Annotated in this window: 18 protein-coding genes and 1 riboswitch; of the genes, 14 read left to right on the forward strand and 4 right to left on the reverse strand. The window is 47.4% G+C overall.

Annotated elements, in window-relative coordinates; genetic code table 11:
• The first annotated feature begins 61 nt into the window (after positions 1–61).
• Positions 62–1996 carry an excinuclease ABC subunit UvrC gene (uvrC, locus tag RQP52_RS18660; RefSeq protein ID WP_315953262.1) on the forward strand — a complete coding sequence of 645 codons (1935 nt, stop codon included), beginning with the start codon at positions 62–64 and terminating at the stop codon, positions 1994–1996.
• Here uvrC and RQP52_RS18665 read toward each other — a convergent pair.
• Positions 1956–3599 carry a CPBP family intramembrane glutamic endopeptidase gene (locus RQP52_RS18665; protein WP_315953263.1) on the reverse strand — a complete coding sequence of 548 codons (1644 nt, stop codon included), beginning with the start codon at positions 3597–3599 and terminating at the stop codon, positions 1956–1958. The genes uvrC and RQP52_RS18665 overlap by 41 nt on opposite strands.
• A 223-nt stretch (positions 3600–3822) precedes the next feature.
• Between RQP52_RS18665 and RQP52_RS18670 the strand changes: the two genes are divergently transcribed.
• Genes RQP52_RS18670 through RQP52_RS18685 form a run of 4 tightly spaced genes read left to right on the forward strand, consistent with a single transcriptional unit; the run spans position 3823 to position 7890 of the window.
• Positions 3823–5175: a TrkH family potassium uptake protein gene (locus RQP52_RS18670; protein ID WP_315953264.1), complete on the forward strand. Its 1353-nt coding sequence runs from the start codon at positions 3823–3825 to the stop codon at positions 5173–5175.
• A gap of 14 nt (positions 5176–5189) precedes the next feature.
• Entirely contained in the window at positions 5190–5852 is a 663-nt protein-coding gene (locus tag RQP52_RS18675; RefSeq protein ID WP_315953265.1) for a potassium channel family protein, read from the forward strand.
• A gap of 1 nt (position 5853) precedes the next feature.
• On the forward strand, positions 5854–7113 hold the full coding sequence (locus RQP52_RS18680; RefSeq protein WP_315953266.1) for a cation:proton antiporter: 1260 nt from the start codon (positions 5854–5856) through the stop codon (positions 7111–7113).
• A gap of 39 nt (positions 7114–7152) precedes the next feature.
• The gene (locus tag RQP52_RS18685) at positions 7153–7890 is read left to right on the forward strand and encodes a response regulator transcription factor (RefSeq protein WP_315953267.1); all 738 of its coding nucleotides are present in this window, start codon (positions 7153–7155) and stop codon (positions 7888–7890) included.
• A gap of 49 nt (positions 7891–7939) precedes the next feature.
• On the opposite strand, the gene RQP52_RS18690 is transcribed toward RQP52_RS18685, so the two are convergent.
• Positions 7940–8836, reverse strand: coding sequence for a LysR family transcriptional regulator (locus RQP52_RS18690; protein WP_315953268.1), 897 nt, complete (start codon positions 8834–8836; stop codon positions 7940–7942).
• Positions 8837–9124: 288 nt separating this feature from the next.
• On the opposite strand from RQP52_RS18690, the gene RQP52_RS18695 reads away from it, so the two are divergent.
• From RQP52_RS18695 to sdhB, 3 genes are read left to right on the forward strand one after another with little or no spacing between them, the layout of a single operon-like run.
• Positions 9125–9778, forward strand: coding sequence for a succinate dehydrogenase cytochrome b558 subunit (locus RQP52_RS18695; RefSeq protein ID WP_315953269.1), 654 nt, complete (start codon positions 9125–9127; stop codon positions 9776–9778).
• A 16-nt stretch (positions 9779–9794) separates the two neighbouring features.
• Complete coding sequence (sdhA, locus tag RQP52_RS18700) at positions 9795–11558, forward strand: succinate dehydrogenase flavoprotein subunit (RefSeq protein ID WP_127452859.1); 1764 nt, start codon at positions 9795–9797, stop codon at positions 11556–11558.
• Positions 11559–11560: 2 nt separating this feature from the next.
• Entirely contained in the window at positions 11561–12325 is a 765-nt protein-coding gene (gene sdhB / locus RQP52_RS18705) for a succinate dehydrogenase iron-sulfur subunit (RefSeq protein ID WP_127452857.1), read from the forward strand.
• A gap of 62 nt (positions 12326–12387) precedes the next feature.
• Here the strand turns inward: sdhB and RQP52_RS18710 are convergent, their stop codons facing one another.
• The gene (locus tag RQP52_RS18710; protein ID WP_315953270.1) at positions 12388–12570 is read right to left on the reverse strand and encodes a hypothetical protein; all 183 of its coding nucleotides are present in this window, start codon (positions 12568–12570) and stop codon (positions 12388–12390) included.
• Positions 12571–12726: 156 nt separating this feature from the next.
• Positions 12727–12834, forward strand: a riboswitch (guanidine-I (ykkC/yxkD leader).
• Positions 12835–12899: 65 nt separating this feature from the next.
• On the opposite strand from RQP52_RS18710, the gene RQP52_RS18715 reads away from it, so the two are divergent.
• From RQP52_RS18715 to RQP52_RS18730, 4 genes are all read left to right on the forward strand, one after another.
• Positions 12900–13922, forward strand: a complete 1023-nt coding sequence (locus RQP52_RS18715; RefSeq protein ID WP_315953271.1) for an ABC transporter substrate-binding protein — start codon at positions 12900–12902, stop codon at positions 13920–13922.
• A 27-nt stretch (positions 13923–13949) separates the two neighbouring features.
• Positions 13950–14762 (forward strand): ABC transporter permease, encoded by an 813-nt coding sequence (locus tag RQP52_RS18720; RefSeq protein ID WP_315953272.1) that lies wholly within the window; start codon positions 13950–13952, stop codon positions 14760–14762.
• Positions 14763–14765: 3 nt separating this feature from the next.
• Positions 14766–15581 carry an ABC transporter ATP-binding protein gene (locus RQP52_RS18725; protein ID WP_315953273.1) on the forward strand — a complete coding sequence of 272 codons (816 nt, stop codon included), beginning with the start codon at positions 14766–14768 and terminating at the stop codon, positions 15579–15581.
• A 143-nt stretch (positions 15582–15724) separates the two neighbouring features.
• Positions 15725–16783: a LacI family DNA-binding transcriptional regulator gene (locus RQP52_RS18730; protein WP_315953274.1), complete on the forward strand. Its 1059-nt coding sequence runs from the start codon at positions 15725–15727 to the stop codon at positions 16781–16783.
• A gap of 52 nt (positions 16784–16835) precedes the next feature.
• Here RQP52_RS18730 and RQP52_RS18735 read toward each other — a convergent pair whose 3' ends face one another.
• A complete protein-coding gene (locus RQP52_RS18735) occupies positions 16836–17813 on the reverse strand; it encodes a cation diffusion facilitator family transporter (RefSeq protein ID WP_315953275.1) in 978 nt (325 codons plus the stop codon).
• 851 nt (positions 17814–18664) lie between these two features.
• Between RQP52_RS18735 and RQP52_RS18740 the strand changes: the two genes are divergently transcribed.
• Positions 18665–19081 (forward strand): hypothetical protein, encoded by a 417-nt coding sequence (locus tag RQP52_RS18740; RefSeq protein WP_315953276.1) that lies wholly within the window; start codon positions 18665–18667, stop codon positions 19079–19081.
• Between the two features lie 35 nt (positions 19082–19116).
• Positions 19117–19593: an NUDIX domain-containing protein gene (locus RQP52_RS18745; RefSeq protein ID WP_315953445.1), complete on the forward strand. Its 477-nt coding sequence runs from the start codon at positions 19117–19119 to the stop codon at positions 19591–19593.
• Positions 19594–19621 lie beyond the last annotated feature (28 nt).

Raw genomic sequence — 19621 nt, forward strand, 5'->3', positions numbered from 1 at the left:
AAAGCTCATTTTCTGCTATGCTGAAAATGAGCTTTTTTGTGCACGAAAGGAGATAGGAATCATGACGGAGTTTGAACATGAGCAAGAGGACGCGGCCGTCCGTGAACAGCGTCTGGAAATGATTAAACATAAGCTTTCCTTATTACCGGATAAACCTGGTTGTTATATTATGAAGAACCGCGAAGGTACGATCATTTATGTAGGAAAAGCCAAAGTACTGAAGAATCGTGTGCGCTCCTACTTTACAGGAAGCCATGGTGCCAAGACGCAAAGACTAGTCAGCGAAATCCGCGACTTTGAATATATCATCACCTCCTCCAATGTGGAGGCGCTCATTCTCGAGTGTAATCTGATTAAGCAGCATCATCCGCGGTACAACGTACTCCTCAAGGATGACAAGACGTTTCCTTACATCAAGATTACCCATGAGGCGCAGCCGCGCCTGGAAGTCACGCGGCGGGTGTATAAGGATAAGGGCAAGTACTTCGGCCCTTATCCGAATGCTTTTGCGGCCCAGCAGACCAAGAAGCTGCTGGACCGATTGTACCCGCTGCGCAAGTGCAAGACAATGCCCGATAAAGTATGCCTATACTATCATATCGGACAATGTCTGGCGCCTTGCGAGTATGAGGTATCCGCTGAGCAGAATGAGCGGATGGTGCAGGAGATCACCCGTTTCCTGAACGGGGGACACGACGTCATTAAGGAAGAGCTGACGACCAAGATGTTGGCGGCAGCGGAAGAACTGAACTTCGAGCGCGCGAAGGAGCTGCGCGATCATATCATGAGCATCGACGCCTTGATGGAGAAGCAGAAGATCAATGCGGTCGACGCGCAGGACCGTGACGTGTTCGGCTATGCGGTGGATAAAGGCTGGATGGCGGTGCATATCCAGTACATGCGCCAGGGCAAGCTCATCGAGCGGCACGTCTCGCTGTTTCCGTATTATGGTGATGAGTACAGTGATTTCATCACTTATGTCACGCAGGTCTACATCGACAATCCTGCGCTGCCGAAGGAGATCTTCCTGCCTGGCATGCCTGAGGCAGAAGTAAGCGCAGCCCCTGCAGCAGTAGACGTTGTCACTGCTGAGCAGCCCGTGCAGTCCTCCGTGCAAGCCGAGGCTGAAATGAAAGATGTCCGCGAGGCGCTGGAATCGTGGCTGAAGGTCAAGGTCCACATCCCGCAGCGCGGGCTGAAGAAGCAGATGGTCGATATGGCCAAAGATAACGCCCGCAACGCGCTGGAAGAGAAGTTCCGTCTCGTGGAGCGGGACGAAAGCCGGACGACCAAAGCCGTGGAAAACCTCGGCGAGTGGCTCGGTATGGGCAAGATTCGCCGGATCGAAGCGTTCGATAACTCGAACATTCAGGGAACGAATCCGGTCTCAGCGATGGTCGTTTTTGTGGACGGGAAGCCCGATCGCAAAGAGTACCGCAAGTACAAAGTGAAAACGGTCGTGGGCCCGGACGATTACGAGACGATGCGTGAGGTCATTCGCAGAAGGTATGAACGTGTGCTTAAGGATAATCTGACGATGCCCGATCTTATCGTCGTCGACGGAGGCAAAGGGCAAATTTCCGCCGCGGTCGATGTATTGGAGAATGAGCTAGGGCTGTACATTCCGATTTGCGGTCTAGTGAAGGATGCGAAGCATAAGACAGCGCAGTTGATGATGGGAGATCCTGCGGAGATCATTCCGTTGCCGCGGGACAGCCAGGAGTTTTATCTGCTTCAGCGGATTCAAGATGAGGTCCATCGCTTCGCCATCACGTTCCATCGGGAAACGAGAGCGAAGTCCATGGTAGCCTCACAGCTCGATGCCATTCCAGGTATCGGGGAGAAGCGCAGGAAGGCACTCCTGAAGCATTTCGGCTCCGTTCGCAAAATAAAAGAGGCTGAAGTCCAAGACTTCAAGCCTCTGGGTATAGGCGAGAAATTAGCAGGCGAAATTCTCAAAGCGCTCCAAGGCGAGGCGGCGGTTCCCCAGGAATAAGGGGGCCCCGCCTTTTTCCATGAAGCCATGTAAGGAAATAACCGACGATGGCTGGGAGCAGGAGATATAAGATCCCGCACAGCACATCGCTTACATGTCCTAATGAGAAGAGTGACATCCCCATCAGGATGCTGTCCATGCAGGCATGAGCGAAGACGGCGGTAATGAAACCATATTTGAGGAACACATAACCAAGAATAATACCGATAATGGTAACTTCGATTAACCGTGTATAGACCGGATAGATCGGGTACTGGGTGTGGCTCGCCGCCCAAATCACACTAGGAATGAGAATTGCAATAAAATTATTGCGGAACAGCTTTTTAAATAAAATGATGCCCAGCAGCCGGTAAGTGGCTTCCTCCGAAATCGCCGCAACCCAAGCCATCAAAGGGAAGAGGCGGGGTTCCACCATGTTGAGGACGGAATCGGTTGGATCGTTGACCGCCCAAACATCAAATTTGACATCCCCTGTATAGAAGAGAACCTGTTGAATCCCAAGGATGAACAGCGCCAGCAGGTAGCCCCGTCCCATGCCATAAAATAGCTCTGTGCCATACCTATGTTCCTTCCAGGTTGGCCACTTGGGCTGCCCCATCGAATTCCACAGGCCATTGCCGGCTACAAGAGAGAAATAGAGTGAGATAGCGAGTCCAACAGCTAGTACGTTCATGAAAATGATGGTCGCCCATGTGGCGAACTCAGCACTCGGACCTCCGCCGCTAATCAAGCGGAAGGCAGGGTACATATTAAAGTTATTGGCGATGTAAATGGCTAAGAAAATAGCCGTCAGCAGGAGTCCGCTGCGAAATCTCATTTGTTTCCGATAAATGATGATAAGGACAATGGCGGCAATGGTCATGAGAATGGAGAAGCCCATTGAAACCCAGGTCATCACGGAAGCGGAATGATCCTGAGCATCAAGCCAATCCAGATGCGAAGCCGGCAAGCTGAAAAGTACGGTGTAGCCGACTAAATTCTTCTCATCGAATTGCGTGCGAACTTGTAATTTCGCTTCTCCCATAGGTTGAGATTGTTTTTCGTAGTATAGAACCAAACCGGAGTTTTTCTGCGCTGCGTCTTCCGTTTTATCGATGGCTTTCATGTCATCGGGATCAAGCCCGCGAGCTCGCATTTCCTGCTTGGCCATAATGTCAGCCTTCTGTTTGCTGATAAGAGCACTCTCGCTCTCAGCGTTATAGACCTCACGCCATCCGATTACGGCGCCGTCCGTGTAGTTGATTTCAACTTCAAACTGACGGTTTTTCTTGGAATCACTTACGTTGACTTGATAATAGTCTAGCGGGTAGCGTTTGCCGAATGCCGCGTCATAGCTCTCGGATAGATGCTCCTTCTGCAAATAGCCGCTGCGTTCTTTTTTAGACTGGTACGCTACAAAAGAGTTGCTCCCCTTGATCGCATAACGCTCATTGATGAAGGTAGAAGCATGTTCTGCGGCCTGCGCTTTGGTGATGGAAGGGTTCTCGCCCGCCGGCGCTTCTTCCGTTTGTAAGCCATACAAAGCCGTTATGCCCGCATAAAGGGCTATGCCTATACAGGCTAGGAGGAGGAGAAATCGGTTTAATTTCGGCCTTGGCATCATTCAATTCCCTTCTGAATTCACGAGTATGAAACCTTCATTTCCACGTTACCATGAGTTTTACAAGAATGCGAATTTTAGGTGGAAATACAAATCAAACAGTTATATAATACCTATATTTGCAAGTGAAGCCGAATGACTATAGTTGAGCGGGGAACGCTACTATTGACAGTATTTGCACGAATCGTTTCTTTGATTTCTTTCGTATCATAGACCAGGAGGGCCTATGCGTAAAAAATTAAGTATTTGGCAGATGACACCGCCACAAATTCTAGTTCTTGGCTTTGCCGTCATCATCTTTATCGGAGCAGGGCTCCTCACACTGCCGATTGCATCAGCGACCGGCCACTCCGTCCCCTTTATTGATGCGCTGTTTACTTCAACTTCTGCGACCTGCGTGACAGGACTAGTTGTTGTTGATACGGGAAGCACGTATACCATGTTTGGCCAGATCGTTATTGTCTCCTTAATTCAGATTGGCGGATTAGGGTTTATGACGATGGCTACACTGCTTGCCTTTGTTTTCCGCAAGAAAATTACCCTCAAGGAACGGTTGGTGCTTCAAGAGGCTTTCAATCAAGGTAGCATGGAAGGCATTGTCCGTTTGATCCGTAAAGTGATTATTTACTCCTTATCCATCGAAGCGATTGCGGCCGTTATTTTCACGATTCGCTGGAGCTTTGACCTCGGTTTTTCTAAAGCGTTGTATTTCGGCATTTGGCATGCAATTTCCATGTTTAACAATGCAGGGTTTGATTTATTCGGCACAGTCGATGCTCCTTTCGTTTCCTTTACGGGATATGCAGACGATTTTGTGGTTAACTTTGTCGCGATGGCTCTTATTGTCTTAGGGGGATTAGGCTTTATTGTGATGTCGGATGCGATGGATTATCGCAAAACGAGGAAGCTTTCTTTGCACTCCAAGGTTGTACTAAGTATGACCGGCTTTCTTATCGTAGCAGGAGCTCTTATCATCTTTATATTCGAATATACGAATAACAGAACTTTAGGTTCGCTTGATTTAGGAGGCAAAATACTAGCTTCCTTCTTTCAATCCGTCGCTCCGAGGACGGCAGGTCCAAATACGGTGGATATTGGCGCGCTTCGTCAAGCTACGCAATTTTTCATGGTCATTCTCATGTTTATCGGGGCATCTCCAGGTTCCACAGGCGGCGGTATCAAAACAACGACCTTCACCATCTTGATCGCAGCCATTGTCACGATGATCCGTGGGAAAGAGGATATTGTCATTTTCCGCTACCGTTTGGCAAAGGACCGCATTCTTAAAGCGATTACGTTAACGATGATTGCCTTATTTCTCGTCATTACGGTTACCATGCTGCTATCGACCACGGAGGATTCACAGCTGCTCAAAATCTTGTTTGAAGTCACATCCGCGTTCGCAACGGTAGGATTAACGATGGGACTCACTCCCGATTTAACGCTCTTCGGTAAAATTCTCATCAGCTTGACGATGTTTGCCGGGCGCCTCGGCCCGATCACGCTCGCTTATGCGCTTCAGCCGAAACAAGAGAAGGAATTATATAGATACCCAGAGGGTAAAATCACGATTGGATAGGGGAAGCTTAACAAATGAAGAAAACGCAATATGTGGTAGTCGGGCTTGGACGATTCGGAGCCAGCATTTCCAAAGAGCTTATTAAGCTGGGCAATGAGGTGCTTGGCATCGATAAGGATGAGGAAGCGGTAGACGAGATGAGCCATGAGCTTACGCATACCGTTGTGGCGGATGCCACGGATGAAGATGTGCTGAAGTCTCTGGGAGTGCGTAATTTTGATTGCGCAGTCGTAGCGATCGGGGACGACATTCAGTCCAGTATTTTAACAGCGATCGTCCTGAAAGATTTAGGGGTTAAAAAGGTGGTAGCCAAAGCCCTGTCTGAATTGCATGGGAAAGTTTTGCAGAAGCTAGGGGTTGACCGCGTCATCTATCCTGAGCGTGACATGGGGATACGCGTAGCCCATCAGCTCAATTCACCGAATTTACTGGATTATATTGAAATTTCCAAAGATTATACGATTGCAGAGCTCTCCGTGCCGAAAAGGTTGTGTGGGCTTACGATTAAACAATTAGATCCGCGTGCCAAATACGGCTGCAGCGTGGTGGCGGTTAACAAACAAACAGGTGTGATTATTGCACCTACTGCTACCGATGTTGTAAATGAAAATGATGTCATGGTGATCATCGGAACGAACGATCAAATCGAAGAATTTGAAAGTGAAGTTATCCGATAAGATGGAGAATTCAACTTCCCAGCTCATTGAACATGTCATCGTGCTGCTCGTGCTCATTTTTGGATTAGGGATGTTGTTCGGGAAGGCAGCCAACTGGCTTAAACTCCCTGATGTTGCCATGTTTCTTGTAGCAGGTATGATCGCGGGACAAGCGTTCCACTGGATTTATGAGCCAAGTGCCTCGTTTACGAATCAATTCATTCTCGTTATCGGTTCCGCGCTAATTCTCTTTGACGGAGGACGCAACATCAAGCTCACCGGTTTGCGGCAAGTTTGGGTTACAGTCGGCATGCTTAGCATTCCCGGTGTGATCATCACTTGCGTGGCCGTTGCAGCTGCATCGCATTTCCTTCTGGAATTGCCATGGCTGTATGCATTGCTCCTTGGCGCAATTATTGCTTCAACAGACCCGGCAACGCTCATTCCGGTATTTAAACAAGTGAAAATCCGCCGCAAAGTCAGAGAGACCGTTGAAAGTGAATCGGCTTTTAATGATGCGACGGCTTCCATTCTGACATTTTCGCTAATTGCTGTCATCCTGGGCACCAAGGAAGTTTCCCTGCTTTCAGGCACACTTGATTTTGTCAAAACAGCACTCGGAGGGCTTCTGCTTGGAGCCGTTATCGGCTATGCGATGACCTTTCTTACTGCCCATTTGAAACTTGGCCTGCTGAGAGATTATGCAACCATTGCGATGGTCGTCACCTCGTTAGGAGCATATTTGGCAGGAGAAATCCTCTGCGTTAGCGGCTTTATGGCGACTTTTACAGCGGGGCTGATCTGGGGGAATGCCAGCACGTTCAAGCTTGATATGGAAGATAAGCGCCATGAAATGGAGCATTTTTCAGAGAATATTACGATTATCATGCGAATGCTAATTTTTATTCTTCTAGGCAGTCAAGTGAATTTCCCGGTCATCCTCGAGCATTTTTGGACGAGTTTGGGTGTCATCTTCGTATTTGTTTTTATCGCGCGTCCGCTGACAGTGCTGATCTGTACGTGGCCAGACCGTAAAGCGAAGTGGAAATGGAATGAGATCTTATTCATGTTCTGGGTTCGTGAAACAGGTGTTATTCCGGCGGCGTTATGCGGGATGGTGGCTGGTATGGGGATTGCACACAGTGATCTTATTGCGAGTGTTACTTTTATGGCTGTGCTAATCACCATCCTGTTCCAGGCAAGCACAACGGCTTTTGTGGCGAAAAAGCTGGGACTTGAAGTGAAGTCGGACGGGCCGGAAGCTGATGGTTCCGTCTTGTAAGTCCCAACGAGAGAATTTCGAGGCGAAGGTGGACTCCGAATGTACAAAGTATTAATAATCGAAGACGATCCGATGATCGGCGATATGATCTCCATGTATTTGGGTGAAGAAGGCTTTGAAGTCATTCGAATGGAGACGGGGCAAAAGGGAATTGAAGCGGTCAAGCCGTTTGCTCCAGACGTCATTTTGCTGGATCTTATGCTGCCGGATATGGACGGACTTGAACTGTGCAGACAGGTGCGAACTACGTCGAGTGTGCCGATTATGATTGTTTCGATGAGAAATAAAGTGGTTGAACGGGTGGCTGCGCTGGGGGCTGGAGCCGATGACTATATGTCTAAGCCGTTCAGCATGCATGAAATGAGCGCTAGAGTCCATGCTTTGATCCGCCGTTCCAATTTGTATCAAAATGCGGGTGAAAACACACGCGTGCACCCAACAGTACGCCACGTTACAAAGCCAGAGACAAATGAGGCGCTGATCGCGGATAAAAACAAGATTACCCTCGATCTTCAAACCCGTTCGATGATTGTTCAGGGGCAGTTGGTCGAGACGACATATTCGGAGTTTGAAATTATGAAATGTTTCGTCAACCATCCTGGTCGTGTGTACACGCGAGAGGATTTATTGCAAACCGTCCGGGGCTTCGATTCCTATGTCACCGATCGTGCGATTGATGTGCATATTGCCAATCTTCGCAAAAAAATCGAAGACAATCCCAAAGAGCCTAGGCGGATCCGGACGGTCTGGGGTGTGGGTTATAAGTTTGTCTATTAGTTTACATAGAACCTCTAATTTTGCTCGATAAACCGGGCGGATTGGAGGTTTATTTGTGCCTAGCAAAGTAGCTGATCGTTTGTTCGATGAATTTAAGGGACTCCGGATTGTCAGTTGCTTGGTCCGAATAGATTAGCGAAGTGGTTCGCTTCGTTTGCTCTAGTTCCACTAAGTAGCGCAGAATTAACTCATTATTCTGAATCAAATCTTCTCGCAGATACGACTTAGGAAGCAGTGTCGCGGTTTTGCAGGTAGATACGAGCCGAATGATCGCCTCGAAAGAATCGATTTCCATTTGGACATTAGGAAAAATCGTATACCTATGGAAGAGCTCATCCATCAAGATGCGATACCAGGTGCCTTTGGAGAAAAGGATCATCGGCAGGTCGTTCAAATCGCTCATCGTAATATTGGCTCGATCAATGAACGGATGCCCCAGCGGAAGCACCAGACATAGATGATCATCGAACAATGGCTCGCAGTGCAGGCTCGATGCATTGATTTGAGAAGCGACGATACCGATGTCGACTTTGTTTTCTTTGACCATGGTCACGATTTCATGCGTTTTGCCTGTAAGCAGTTTAATCTCTGTGAGCGGATAGACCTGCAAGTAATCTGTTATCAGATCGGGCAGTGTAGCCTGCAAAGTTGTTAAACTGGCGCCGATCGTAATCGAAGAATGGGTGCCTGCAGCTTTGTACATTTGAAGGGTTTGCTTGAATTTCCGTTCTACGTGGCGAAGCTCGAGCGCATGATCGTAGCAGATTTGACCTGCTTTGGTCAGCTCAAGACGCTTTCCTTTGCGGATGAATAGCTCCACGCCGAGTTCTTCTTCCAGCTTCATAATTTTGCGTGACAGAGCGGGTTGTGAGATATTAAGCAGCTGTGACGCTTTATTCAGGCTTACTTGTTCGACAACAACGGCGAAAACATCCAAGAGTTCCATGTTTTTTTCATCTCCGTATTCATTCGTATATGCAAATTAGTTATAAGTATATATAAAAAAACGGCACTTCCATTATAAGCGTATTAGAGGTACGATGTACATGTCACTTTTTATTCACATTTATTGGACGACCGTGTATATTCGCTTACTAATTAGGTGTAAAATAGGCGTGGATGATTATGGGTTGACGCTCGTTTGCGGCGAGAGTAGAATGGTATGTGGCTTGTTTTGTCAGAACATGTCGGATGGTATTTATGAAATTTTGTTGAGGGGGGAATTGGTTACATTATGGGTAATTCGTATTACTTTCGAAAGATCCACTCTTTGCTTGGTGTAATTCCAGTGGGCTTCTTCCTTATTGAGCATTTGCTCACTAACTATGAAGCAACGAAGGGTCCTGAAGCATTCGTGGATCAAATTAACTGGTTGAACGGTCTGCCGTTGGTCCTGCTGTTAGAAATCGTGGGCATCTGGCTTCCGCTTCTTTATCATGCCGTTTATGGACTTTATGTGGCTTATCAAGCACGTAATAACGTCTCGAACTACAGCTATTTCCGTAACCAAATGTTTATGCTTCAACGGGTAACCGGCGTTATTACGTTCCTGTTCGTAGCGTGGCATTTGTTCGAGACTCGCCTGCAAGTTGCATTAGGCAATGTTGCACACGAAAATCTCGGCATGACGATGCATGACATTGCGACGAACCCGGTTATGTTTACGGTTTATGTGATTGGTATCGTTTCAGCGACATTCCATTTCTGCAACGGTTTATGGTCATTCCTTGTAAGCTGGGGAATTACGGTTGGACCTCGCGCACAACGTTACTCCTCCATTATTTGGATGGTATTGTTCGTGGTGATGTCCGTGATGTTTATTATGTCTTTGACTGCATTTACAGATACGCAATTTCAAGTTCCGGTAGAAGCGCATTCGGGGCATTAAGGGAGGGTGAACAGAAGTGGCTAATTCGAAAATCATCGTCGTCGGCGGAGGCCTTGCGGGACTCATGGCGACAATTAAAGCAGCGGAGGCCGGAGTTCACGTGCAATTGTTCTCCTTGGTTCCTGTTAAACGTTCCCACTCCGTATGTGCGCAAGGCGGCATTAACGGTGCGGTGAATACGAAAGGTGAAGGGGACTCCACGTGGGAGCACTTTGACGATACCGTTTACGGTGGGGATTTCTTGGCGAATCAACCGCCAGTTAAAGCATTATGTGATGCAGCACCAGGCATCATTCACTTGATGGACCGTATGGGTGTTATGTTCAACCGTACCCCAGAAGGTCTTCTTGATTTCCGTCGTTTCGGCGGAACGAAATATCACCGTACGGCATTTGCGGGTGCAACAACAGGGCAACAGCTTCTGTATGCACTTGATGAGCAAGTACGCCGCTGGGAAACAGCTGGTCTCGTAACGAAGTTCGAGCACTGGGAATTCCTTGGCTCCGTTCTGGATGACGAGAATGTTTGCCGAGGTATTGCGGCTCAAGATTTGCGCAGCATGGAGATCCAAACGTTCCCGGCTGACGCTGTTATTTTGGCAACAGGCGGCCCTGGTATTATCTTTGGTAAAACAACGAACTCCGTTATTAACACAGGTACAGCAGCAAGTGCTGTTTACCAACAAGGCGTTAAATATGCGAATGGTGAAATGATTCAAATTCACCCAACGGCGATTCCTGGCGATGACAAGCTTCGCTTGATGTCAGAGTCCGCACGTGGTGAAGGCGGTCGTATTTGGACTTACAAAGACGGGAAGCCTTGGTACTTCCTTGAAGAGAAATATCCGGCGTACGGAAACTTGGTGCCTCGTGATATCGCAACGCGTGAAATTTTCTCCGTTTGTATTGATCAGAAGCTTGGTATTAACGGCGAAAACATGGTTTACCTTGACCTTTCTCACAAAGATCCAAAAGAGCTTGATATCAAGCTTGGCGGTATCATGGAAATCTACGAGAAATTCATGGGCGATGATCCGCGTAAAATCCCAATGAAGATTTTCCCGGCGGTTCACTATTCCATGGGCGGTATGTGGGTTGACTACAACATGATGACGAACATCCCGGGCTTGTTCGCTGCGGGTGAGTGTGAGTATCAGCATCACGGTGCAAACCGTTTGGGCGCGAACTCCCTTGTTTCGGCTATCTATGACGGTATGGTCTCCGGTCCTAAAGCGGTTGAGTATATTCGCGGCCTAGAGAAACATGCGGATGATACGTCTTCCATCGTGTTCGATCGTGAGAAGAAACGTCACCAGGACCGCTATGAGAGCTTGCTCAAAATGAACAGCGGGACAGAAAATGCCTATGTTCTGCACAAAGAACTTGGCGACATGATGAATGCGAATATGACGGTTGTTCGTTACAATGATCGTCTTGAAGATACAATCAATAAAATTAAAGACATGAAAGAAAGATACAACAACATCAACATTACAGATACAGCTCGTTGGAACAATCAAGGGGTTGCGTTCACACGCCAACTCTGGAACATGTTCGAGCTTGCTGAAGCGATGACGGTGGGTGCATTAATGCGTAACGAGAGCCGTGGCGCGCACTACAAGCCTGACTTCCCTGAACGTGATGATGATAACTTCATGAAAACAACGATTGCCGATTGGACGCCGGAAGGTCCGAAAATCAGCTATGAAGACATTGATGTATCTTTGATTGCACCGCGGAAACGTGATTACTCCACGGAGAAGAAAAAGGGAGGACATTAATCATGGCTGAGACACTAAGCGCACAGAAAACCGTGAAGTTTATCGTGACTCGTCAAGAGAGTCCGGATTCTAAGCCTTATACTGAGGAATTTGAAGTTCCTTATCGTCCCAATATGAACGTCATCAGCGGTTTAATGGAAGTGCAACGTAATCCAAAGAACGCGCGTGGTGATAAAACAACGCCAGTTTGTTGGGAATCCAACTGTCTGGAAGAAGTTTGTGGAGCTTGCTCCATGGTCATTAACGGTAAACCGCGCCAAGCATGTTCGGCTCTGATCGATAAGCTGGAGCAGCCGGTTCGCGTAGCTCCGATGAGCACGTTCCCTGTTATGCGTGACCTTGTTATCGACCGTGGACGCATGTTCAACGCTTTGAAGAAAGTCAAAGCATGGGTTCCGATCGACGGTACTTATGATCTTGGACCAGGACCACGTATGGCGGAGTCGAAGCGTCAATGGGCATACGAGTTGTCCAAATGCATGACTTGCGGCGTATGTCTGGAAGCTTGTCCGAACGTTAATGACAAGAACTCTTTCATCGGACCATCCGCGCTTTCTCAAGTTCGTTTGTTCAATGCTCATCCAACAGGTGAAATGAACAAAGACGAGCGTTTGGATGCACTGATGACAGATGGCGGTATCGAAGGCTGCGGTAACTCGCAGAACTGCGTACGCTCTTGTCCGAAAGGTATTCCGCTGACGACTTCCATCGCAGCATTGAATGCAGACACAACGAAACATTTGTTCAAGAAATGGTTAGGTGTGTAAGATTTAAGAATAAAGCCCGATACCCTGAGCGACAGGGTGTCGGGCTTTTGTGCATACAGGGGTTAATTTGCCGGGGGAAGCGCGTTCGTCTCCGCCCAATCAGCGTTATCTATAGGGGAGGTCTGGAGAGGATGCTTGATGGCCAGTTCTTCCTGGCATGGTGCTGCAGCAGGGATGGTTTCGTTTTTTGACGAAGCTGCCATCGTGATATCTAACATACTTAAGTGGAAATGAATCGAATACATCATATGCACCTCCAAATCCGTTGTTATTATGTAACATAATATTACACATTTGAGTGAATTGACAACAGAATAATTATTTGTGTTATGTATATTGACATAAGTCTAGGATGTAAGTATGATATAGACAAATGTAAGAGTTAGTTACAACCTCATAGCAAACTTGTTTTCTAGGGTTCCGCGGCAGATGAAGGCTGTCGGTCTGGTCCAAGAGAAGACACACGGTGAAGGTCATCGTGCACACGGAGGGATAAAAGCCCGGGAGGATATCAGAATATGATATCGTTCCGGGTTTTTCTTTTTACCAGTTTAAATGGAGAGGGAGAATCAGAATGAGAAAAAGAATGGTATTTCTGATGATGGCGTTGTTAATCGCTTTTACAGTCGTGAGCGGATGCTCGAGTAAAGAGGCAGCAAGTAAGGCAGCAGGTGGCAGTGATCAACCCATCAAATTGGCACTTAGTCCATGGCCGGGCTGGTTTGTTTGGTATTTGGTGAAGGAAAAAGGGTTCTTTGAGAAAAATGGCGTAAAGGTTGATCTTGTTTGGTTCCCCGTGTACAGTGACTCCTTATCTGCCCTTGCGTCCGGCAAAGTTGATGCGAATAGCCAAACTTTAAGTGACACGCTTGCTCCTGCAAGCAAAGGGATTCCACTCAAGGCGGTGCTTGTGAACGATAACTCCAATGGTGGAGACGGCGTCGTAGTCAAACCTAACATCAATTCGCTGCAGGAGTTAAAAGGGAAAAAGGTCGCAACGGAGCTGGGGACGGTCGATCATCTGCTCATGCTAACGGCGCTTGAGAAGGCCGGCCTCGCTGAGAAAGACGTCTCTTACACCAATATGACAGTGAACGATGCAGGACCTGCTTTCATCTCAGGCAACCTGGACGGCGCCGTACTGTGGGAACCATTCCTGAGCAAAGCGATTCAAGAGGGCAAAGGCAAGCTGTTATTTTCCTCCAAGGATACACCTGGACTCATTCCTGATCTGCTCGTGTTTAAAGAAGAAATCACCAAAAATCGGCCGGAAGACGTGAAGAAAATTCTGAATGCCTGGTTCGACGCGCTGGACTACTGGAAAGCTAATCCGGAAGAGTCGCTACAAATTATGGCGAAGGCGGCCGAGACGCCAGTGGACGAATACAAAGCTGGAGTCGACAGCGTGAAAATATTTCAGTTAGACGATAATGTGAAAGCTTTCCAAAAAGGCGATTCGTACAGCTCCCTGCAGTACACATCGCAGAAAACAGCCGAGTTCTTGAAAAGCTTGGATATGCTGAGCACCATCCCGAAAGCAGAGACCTTCTTGGACGGACACTTTGTCGAAGAAGTGATGAAAGAGCGAAAGAAATAACAGGTGAGTGAGAGGTGCTCTATGGAAATGGCTATGAAAAAAAGACGCAAATCCACGTTGTTTGCCATACGGGGCGACATCAATCGTAAAACGTATGTTTCAGGCATTGTTCTCATTATATGTTTGGCAGTTGTCTTCTGGAGTTTGCTCAGCTATGGCAATTTGGTTAATCGAACCTTTTTGCCGACACCGGATCAAGTGCTTCGCCAATTTGCCATTCAGTTGCAGAGTTCCACTTTTTGGCATCATGTTGGCATTAGTATTTTCCGAGTAGGGGCAGGATTTTTACTTGCTTGTTTGCTTGGGATTCCGCTTGGGATTCTGGCGGGTACGTTTCGTTTTGCAGAAGCGCTGCTCGTTCCACCGACCGAATTTATTCGCTATATGCCGGCTACGGCGTTCATTCCGCTGATTATGGTTTGGGCCGGAATCGGGGAGTGGGCGAAGGTCATCGTTATTTTCATCGGCTGTTTCTTCCAGCTCATGCTGATGGTGGCAGACAATACACGATCGGTTTCGAACGATTTGCTGCAAACCTCGTACACCCTTGGCGCGAATCGCTGGCAAGCTATTGAGAAAGTGCTAATCCCAGCGCTGCTGCCAGATTTGATGAACACCTTGCGTTTAATTATTGGCTGGGCCTGGACCTATCTTGTCGTAGCGGAATTGGTTGCGGCAAGCAGCGGGCTGGGGTTCTCCATCATGAAGGCGCAAAGATTCTTGAATACGGATCAAATTTTCGTAGGTATTATCGCCATTGGCCTGCTCGGATTGATGACGGACCGTACCTTTGCTTACTGTCACCGCAGATTTTTCCCATGGCTGGAAGGAGGGCGTTAACTGATGCGAGCACAACAAGCCCTACATATCGAACCTTCGCATGAAAAAGAGATAAAAATGAGCAAAATTACGGCTTCCGATGTTACGAAAGTGTACAGTTCGAAGAAGTCGCAGTTCGTAGCACTCGACAGAGTTTCCTTTCATGTGGATGCACATGAGTTTGTGAGTTTTGTTGGTCCCTCCGGCTGCGGGAAGTCCTCTCTTTTGCGAATTGTTGCGGGTCTAGAGACGATGACTACAGGATCTCTGAGCATCTCGGGGCATGAAATTGATGGTCCTGGAGCTGATCGCGGAATGGTGTTCCAATCCTACACGCTGTTCCCTTGGCTTTCCGTACGAGAGAACATCGAGTTCGGGCTGACGCTGAAGGGTGTTCCTATTTTTGAAAAAAGAGCCATTTCCGATCACTTCATGGAGCTTGTCGGCTTGCAAAAGTTCGCCAGAGCGCTGCCGAAGGAGCTCTCCGGCGGGATGAAGCAGCGGGTGGCGATCGCAAGAGCACTCGCCAACAATCCGGAAGTGCTGCTGATGGATGAACCTTTCGGGGCGCTCGATCCGCAGACCAAAAATTCGATGCAAGAACTGCTGCTGCGCATCTGGGAGAAAGAAAAAACTACCGTTATATTCATCACGCACGATATCGAGGAAGCGATCTTCCTTTCCCAGCGTGTGTATGTGATGCAGGCGCATCCGGGCACAATTCGTAAAGAAATCGTCATTCCAGCCGGTTTGCGGGACGTGGAAGATGTGAAAGATTCGGAGTCTTTCCTGAAGTTGAAAAAGCAGATTATTTCCCTGATTGGGCATCATGAGGAATAATAGAAACTTGGCCGTTATCACGGTCAAGTTTTTTTGTTGTATGCTGGACAATCTCTGGAAAATTTACTTTTACTGTTCTAATTGACGAGGGATTGGCTGTTCGATAGAATAAATTAAAGCGATTCATAAATGAGGGAAATCATGTGAATAAAAGTAAACAGCCGACAATTGTCGATGTAGCTTCGGAAGCCGGCGTTTCCATTGCTACCGTATCGAATGTTATCAATCGCAGAAAGGTGCCGATGGCGCCCGAAACGATCCGCAAGGTGGAAGAAGCCGTTGTTCGGTTAGGCTATCGCCGGAATGTGATGGCGACGAATTTGAGCCGGCGCAGGTCCTATGAGCTTGGCTTGATTATTCCGCATTTTGGTGGCTATTATGGCCGTTTTGCGGAGAACCTGGAGCAGAAGGTGCATCATTTCGGCTACCATTTATCCATCTTCTCGGCGGCAGGTATGGATCCGGAGATTGAGCAACGCCATCTGGAGCATTTATTACAGCGCAGAGTAGACGGCTTGGTCAGCCATGGTTTGGCGATGAGCATGCAGTCTACGCAGCAGTTAGTCGGAGAGGGCACGCCCCTTGTCATCTTCAATGGGTGGGGCTGGCCGAACGAAATCGTCAAAATGGCCGTTAACTTGGATTTTGCGAAAGCGTCTTCGGAGGCGGTTCAGCATTTTCTGGCGAACGGCTGCCGCTCCGTGATTTATGCAGGCAGAAGCAAGGGAATGGGAGCTAACGAACAGCGTATCCAAGGATTTATGGCTGGGCTAAGCGATCGTGGGGAATCGACCGTGCATGCGCTTTTGGATGCAGGGGAGCTTGGAATTGAGGGTACACTTGATGAAGCGCTGCGCATAAGCGGGGATCTTAGGCCTATCGGGATCTATACGTTTAATGATGCGTTGGCGCTTGAGCTTCTAGCCCTTTGCCATGAACGTGGGATATCCGTACCCGGAGAGATACAGCTCATTGGGATGGATAATGAGTTTTTCTCCAAGTCAAGCTACCCGTCTATCACCAGCTTTGAGATGCCGGTTGATTTGCAAACCAGCTTGGTTGCGGCATTTCTCATGCGGCAGATTGGGGAAGAGTTGGACGAGGAGAATACGCAGCTGCTGGAGGAATACTTGCCACGTGTGACAGGGCATGAACTGTTTATTGATCTAGAGATGATCGTACGGAAATCTTCAGGCAAATAAGAAAGACCATTGATCGCTTGGGGGAGAGATCGATGGTCTTATCTTTTTTGGATTAAAGGAGAGGTAGGGAGCTGCTGGAAGCGGAGTTTAAACGGTTTTGATGCTTCAAGAACGCTTTACCGTACTCCCCATGCGGATTGATTTCGGCATGTTCAATTTGAATCGTGGCATGCTCGATGCCGTATTTGCTTTTGAGCGTTTCATTAATGGCCAAAATGACGCAGAACGGTTGAATGTTGGGACTGATGAACACGTGAGCTGTTAAGGAATAATGGTCCGTCGAAACAGCCCAAAGATGCATTTCATGCACATCCTCTACGCCCTCGACAGAGGCAATCTGCTTGCGAATTTCGTCCAGGTTATAACGCTCCGGCACGGATTCCATGAGAATCAGGTACGATTCACGAATGATTTTGCTGCCGCCGATGAAAATAATGCCGCCAATCACCATGGAGATGAGAGGGTCGAAGATAAGCAAGCCAGAGTAATAAATAATAATGGAGGATACGATGACGCCAACCGAGCTGAGCAGATCGCCAAAAAAGTGCCAGAGGGCGCTTTTGACATTCAGATTATCCTCTTCCTTCACGCTGTTATGGAGCACCAAGGTGAGCACCAGGTTGACGACGAAACCGATCGAAGCAATTCCTAACATGAGGCCAAGCTGAATCGGTTGGGGATGAATCATGCGCTGAATGCCCTCGATGAAGATTCCTAAGGCGATCACGCAGAGGGCGAGGCCGTTTAGGAATGAAGCGATGATCTCAAACCGCAGGAACCCGAACGTGAATCGGGCATTCGGCTGCCGGGTTGCGAGATGCAGGGCAATCATGCTTAAGCCCAGCGCGATGACGTCCGAAATCATATGGGCTGAATCCGAAAGCAGTGCGAGCGAATTGGAAAACACTCCGCCGACGATTTCTACAATGGTGAAAAAGGCAGTTAGCAGAAGGGTTACCCACAATGTTTTTCTGGATTTTGTTTGTTTTTTTACGTGATGAAGATGGTGGTAGTCGTATTCGGTATTCATACGGTCCCTCCTTATTTATAATAATTCTAATTTAATTATTACTATTATATGCTAAGAGGGGGAAAGGTGCAACCCTTTTTGGGCGATTTACAGATTAAACACAAATTTCTGAGAAGTCTACAAAATGAGCAGGGGAGCGTATAGCGGCGTTTAGAGGCGTGTAGAAGTGTAAAATAGCGTATAGAAGCGTATAGAAGCGTATAGAAGCGTATAGAAGCCTAAAAAAACGTATAGAAGTGCTTAAAGAGGAAAAGAATAAAGCGTTTTCTATTTTGTAACATAAATGAAATATTCCTGTTATGGTTCCATAATGTTCGGAGGGTAATATAATAACCAAGACCCCCTTTTTAATATAAACTTTTTGAACCCGGCCCCGTTGGCTGGGTTCCTTTTTTTTCTGGCGATGTAATTCTTCTTACCTCAAACAATCCGATCAGAGTATCTCGAAAAAAGAGGGAAAACACTCTAACGGACCTCATCGCCGTAATTCTATGCAAATTGCTTCTTTTTGCATCACTAACGGACCCCAGTAACGTTATCTTGTCATTTCACATCACAAATTCACTCTGAAGGGGTGGATAGCCGCGCTAGTGTCCGTTAGAATTCTAGAGAGTCCCAATTCTTGCGAATAAGGGCTGCTCGGTCCGTAAGGGATTTGAATTGTACTAAGCTCACTGCACACGAAAATCTACATGCATAAATTAAGTTACTATTTCTTGTCCTTAATAAATAAATAGCCCATCCGTGGGCTTTTTTCATTTTCCAAACAATATATCTAATACTGTTCCAAATTGGCCGCGAGACGCACGATTAACAAAGTTGCACTCAGCAAACGGGAGGGGCAATCCATTATGTTAACTTCTTTTTTTACGAAGATCTACATGGCGATGTCTGGATTCAAAAATAACGTAAAGCAATTATCTGGAAATCCTGATATGCTAGAGGATGAAGCGGTAGCGGGGACAAGGGTTGAAATAGATGAGTTTCCCGATTTGCTGCACGATATTTCGTCTATTTTCGAAAAAGGGTTAAGCGAGCAGGATATTAAGATTGCTCAACATACGATTGAAGCATTAAGCATCGACGGAACAACGAAGTTTCACTATATTGTGCGTATGCATGCTGAAGTTTTGGGGATGACCATGATTGCGGTTCGCGATCGGCCGACGAGTGCGGTTCTGTGTTTTGTAACAGAGGAGAAGGTTGCTTATCACATTCAGGGGGTCATCTCCGTCTTTCATTTACCTGAAAATCAAGTTCTGCAGTAGCTGTATACGATACTTATCGAAAGGCGATGATCAGATTGACTTATCCAATCCGGGTAAGAGCGTGTGCGCTTATTATCGAAAATGATGCTGTTCTGCTTATACAATTTGAAGACAAAAACGGGATTCATTACAATCTTCCGGCAGGTGGCGTGGAGGCTGGGGAGTCCGTCATAGAAGCGGTGAAGCGGGAGGCTTTGGAGGAAGCTGCTGTGGATGTAGAGGTAGGGCCGCTTGCTTTTGTTTCTGAGCATGTTCCGCATTTGATGACAACATATGAAAGTAATTCACCTCACGGCTTAAGTTTGATGTTTGATTGCCAGATAAAAGAAGGTTCCAGGCCGTCTCTCCCGGCGAATCCCGATGAGAATCAAACCGGTGTCAGATGGGTTTCATTTTCTGAGTTGGACAGCATAGTGCTCTATCCGAATATTAAGCAGCTGATTAAGGATTACGCGAGGGGTCGGAAGAGAAATATTGAACTGATAGAAGAGTACAAACTTACGTTAAATTGATACTGATAAAAAGCCGCCGATGCATACC

The organism is Paenibacillus violae, assembly GCF_032461945.1.
GTDB classification, from domain to species: Bacteria; Bacillota; Bacilli; order Paenibacillales; family NBRC-103111; genus Paenibacillus_E; species Paenibacillus_E violae.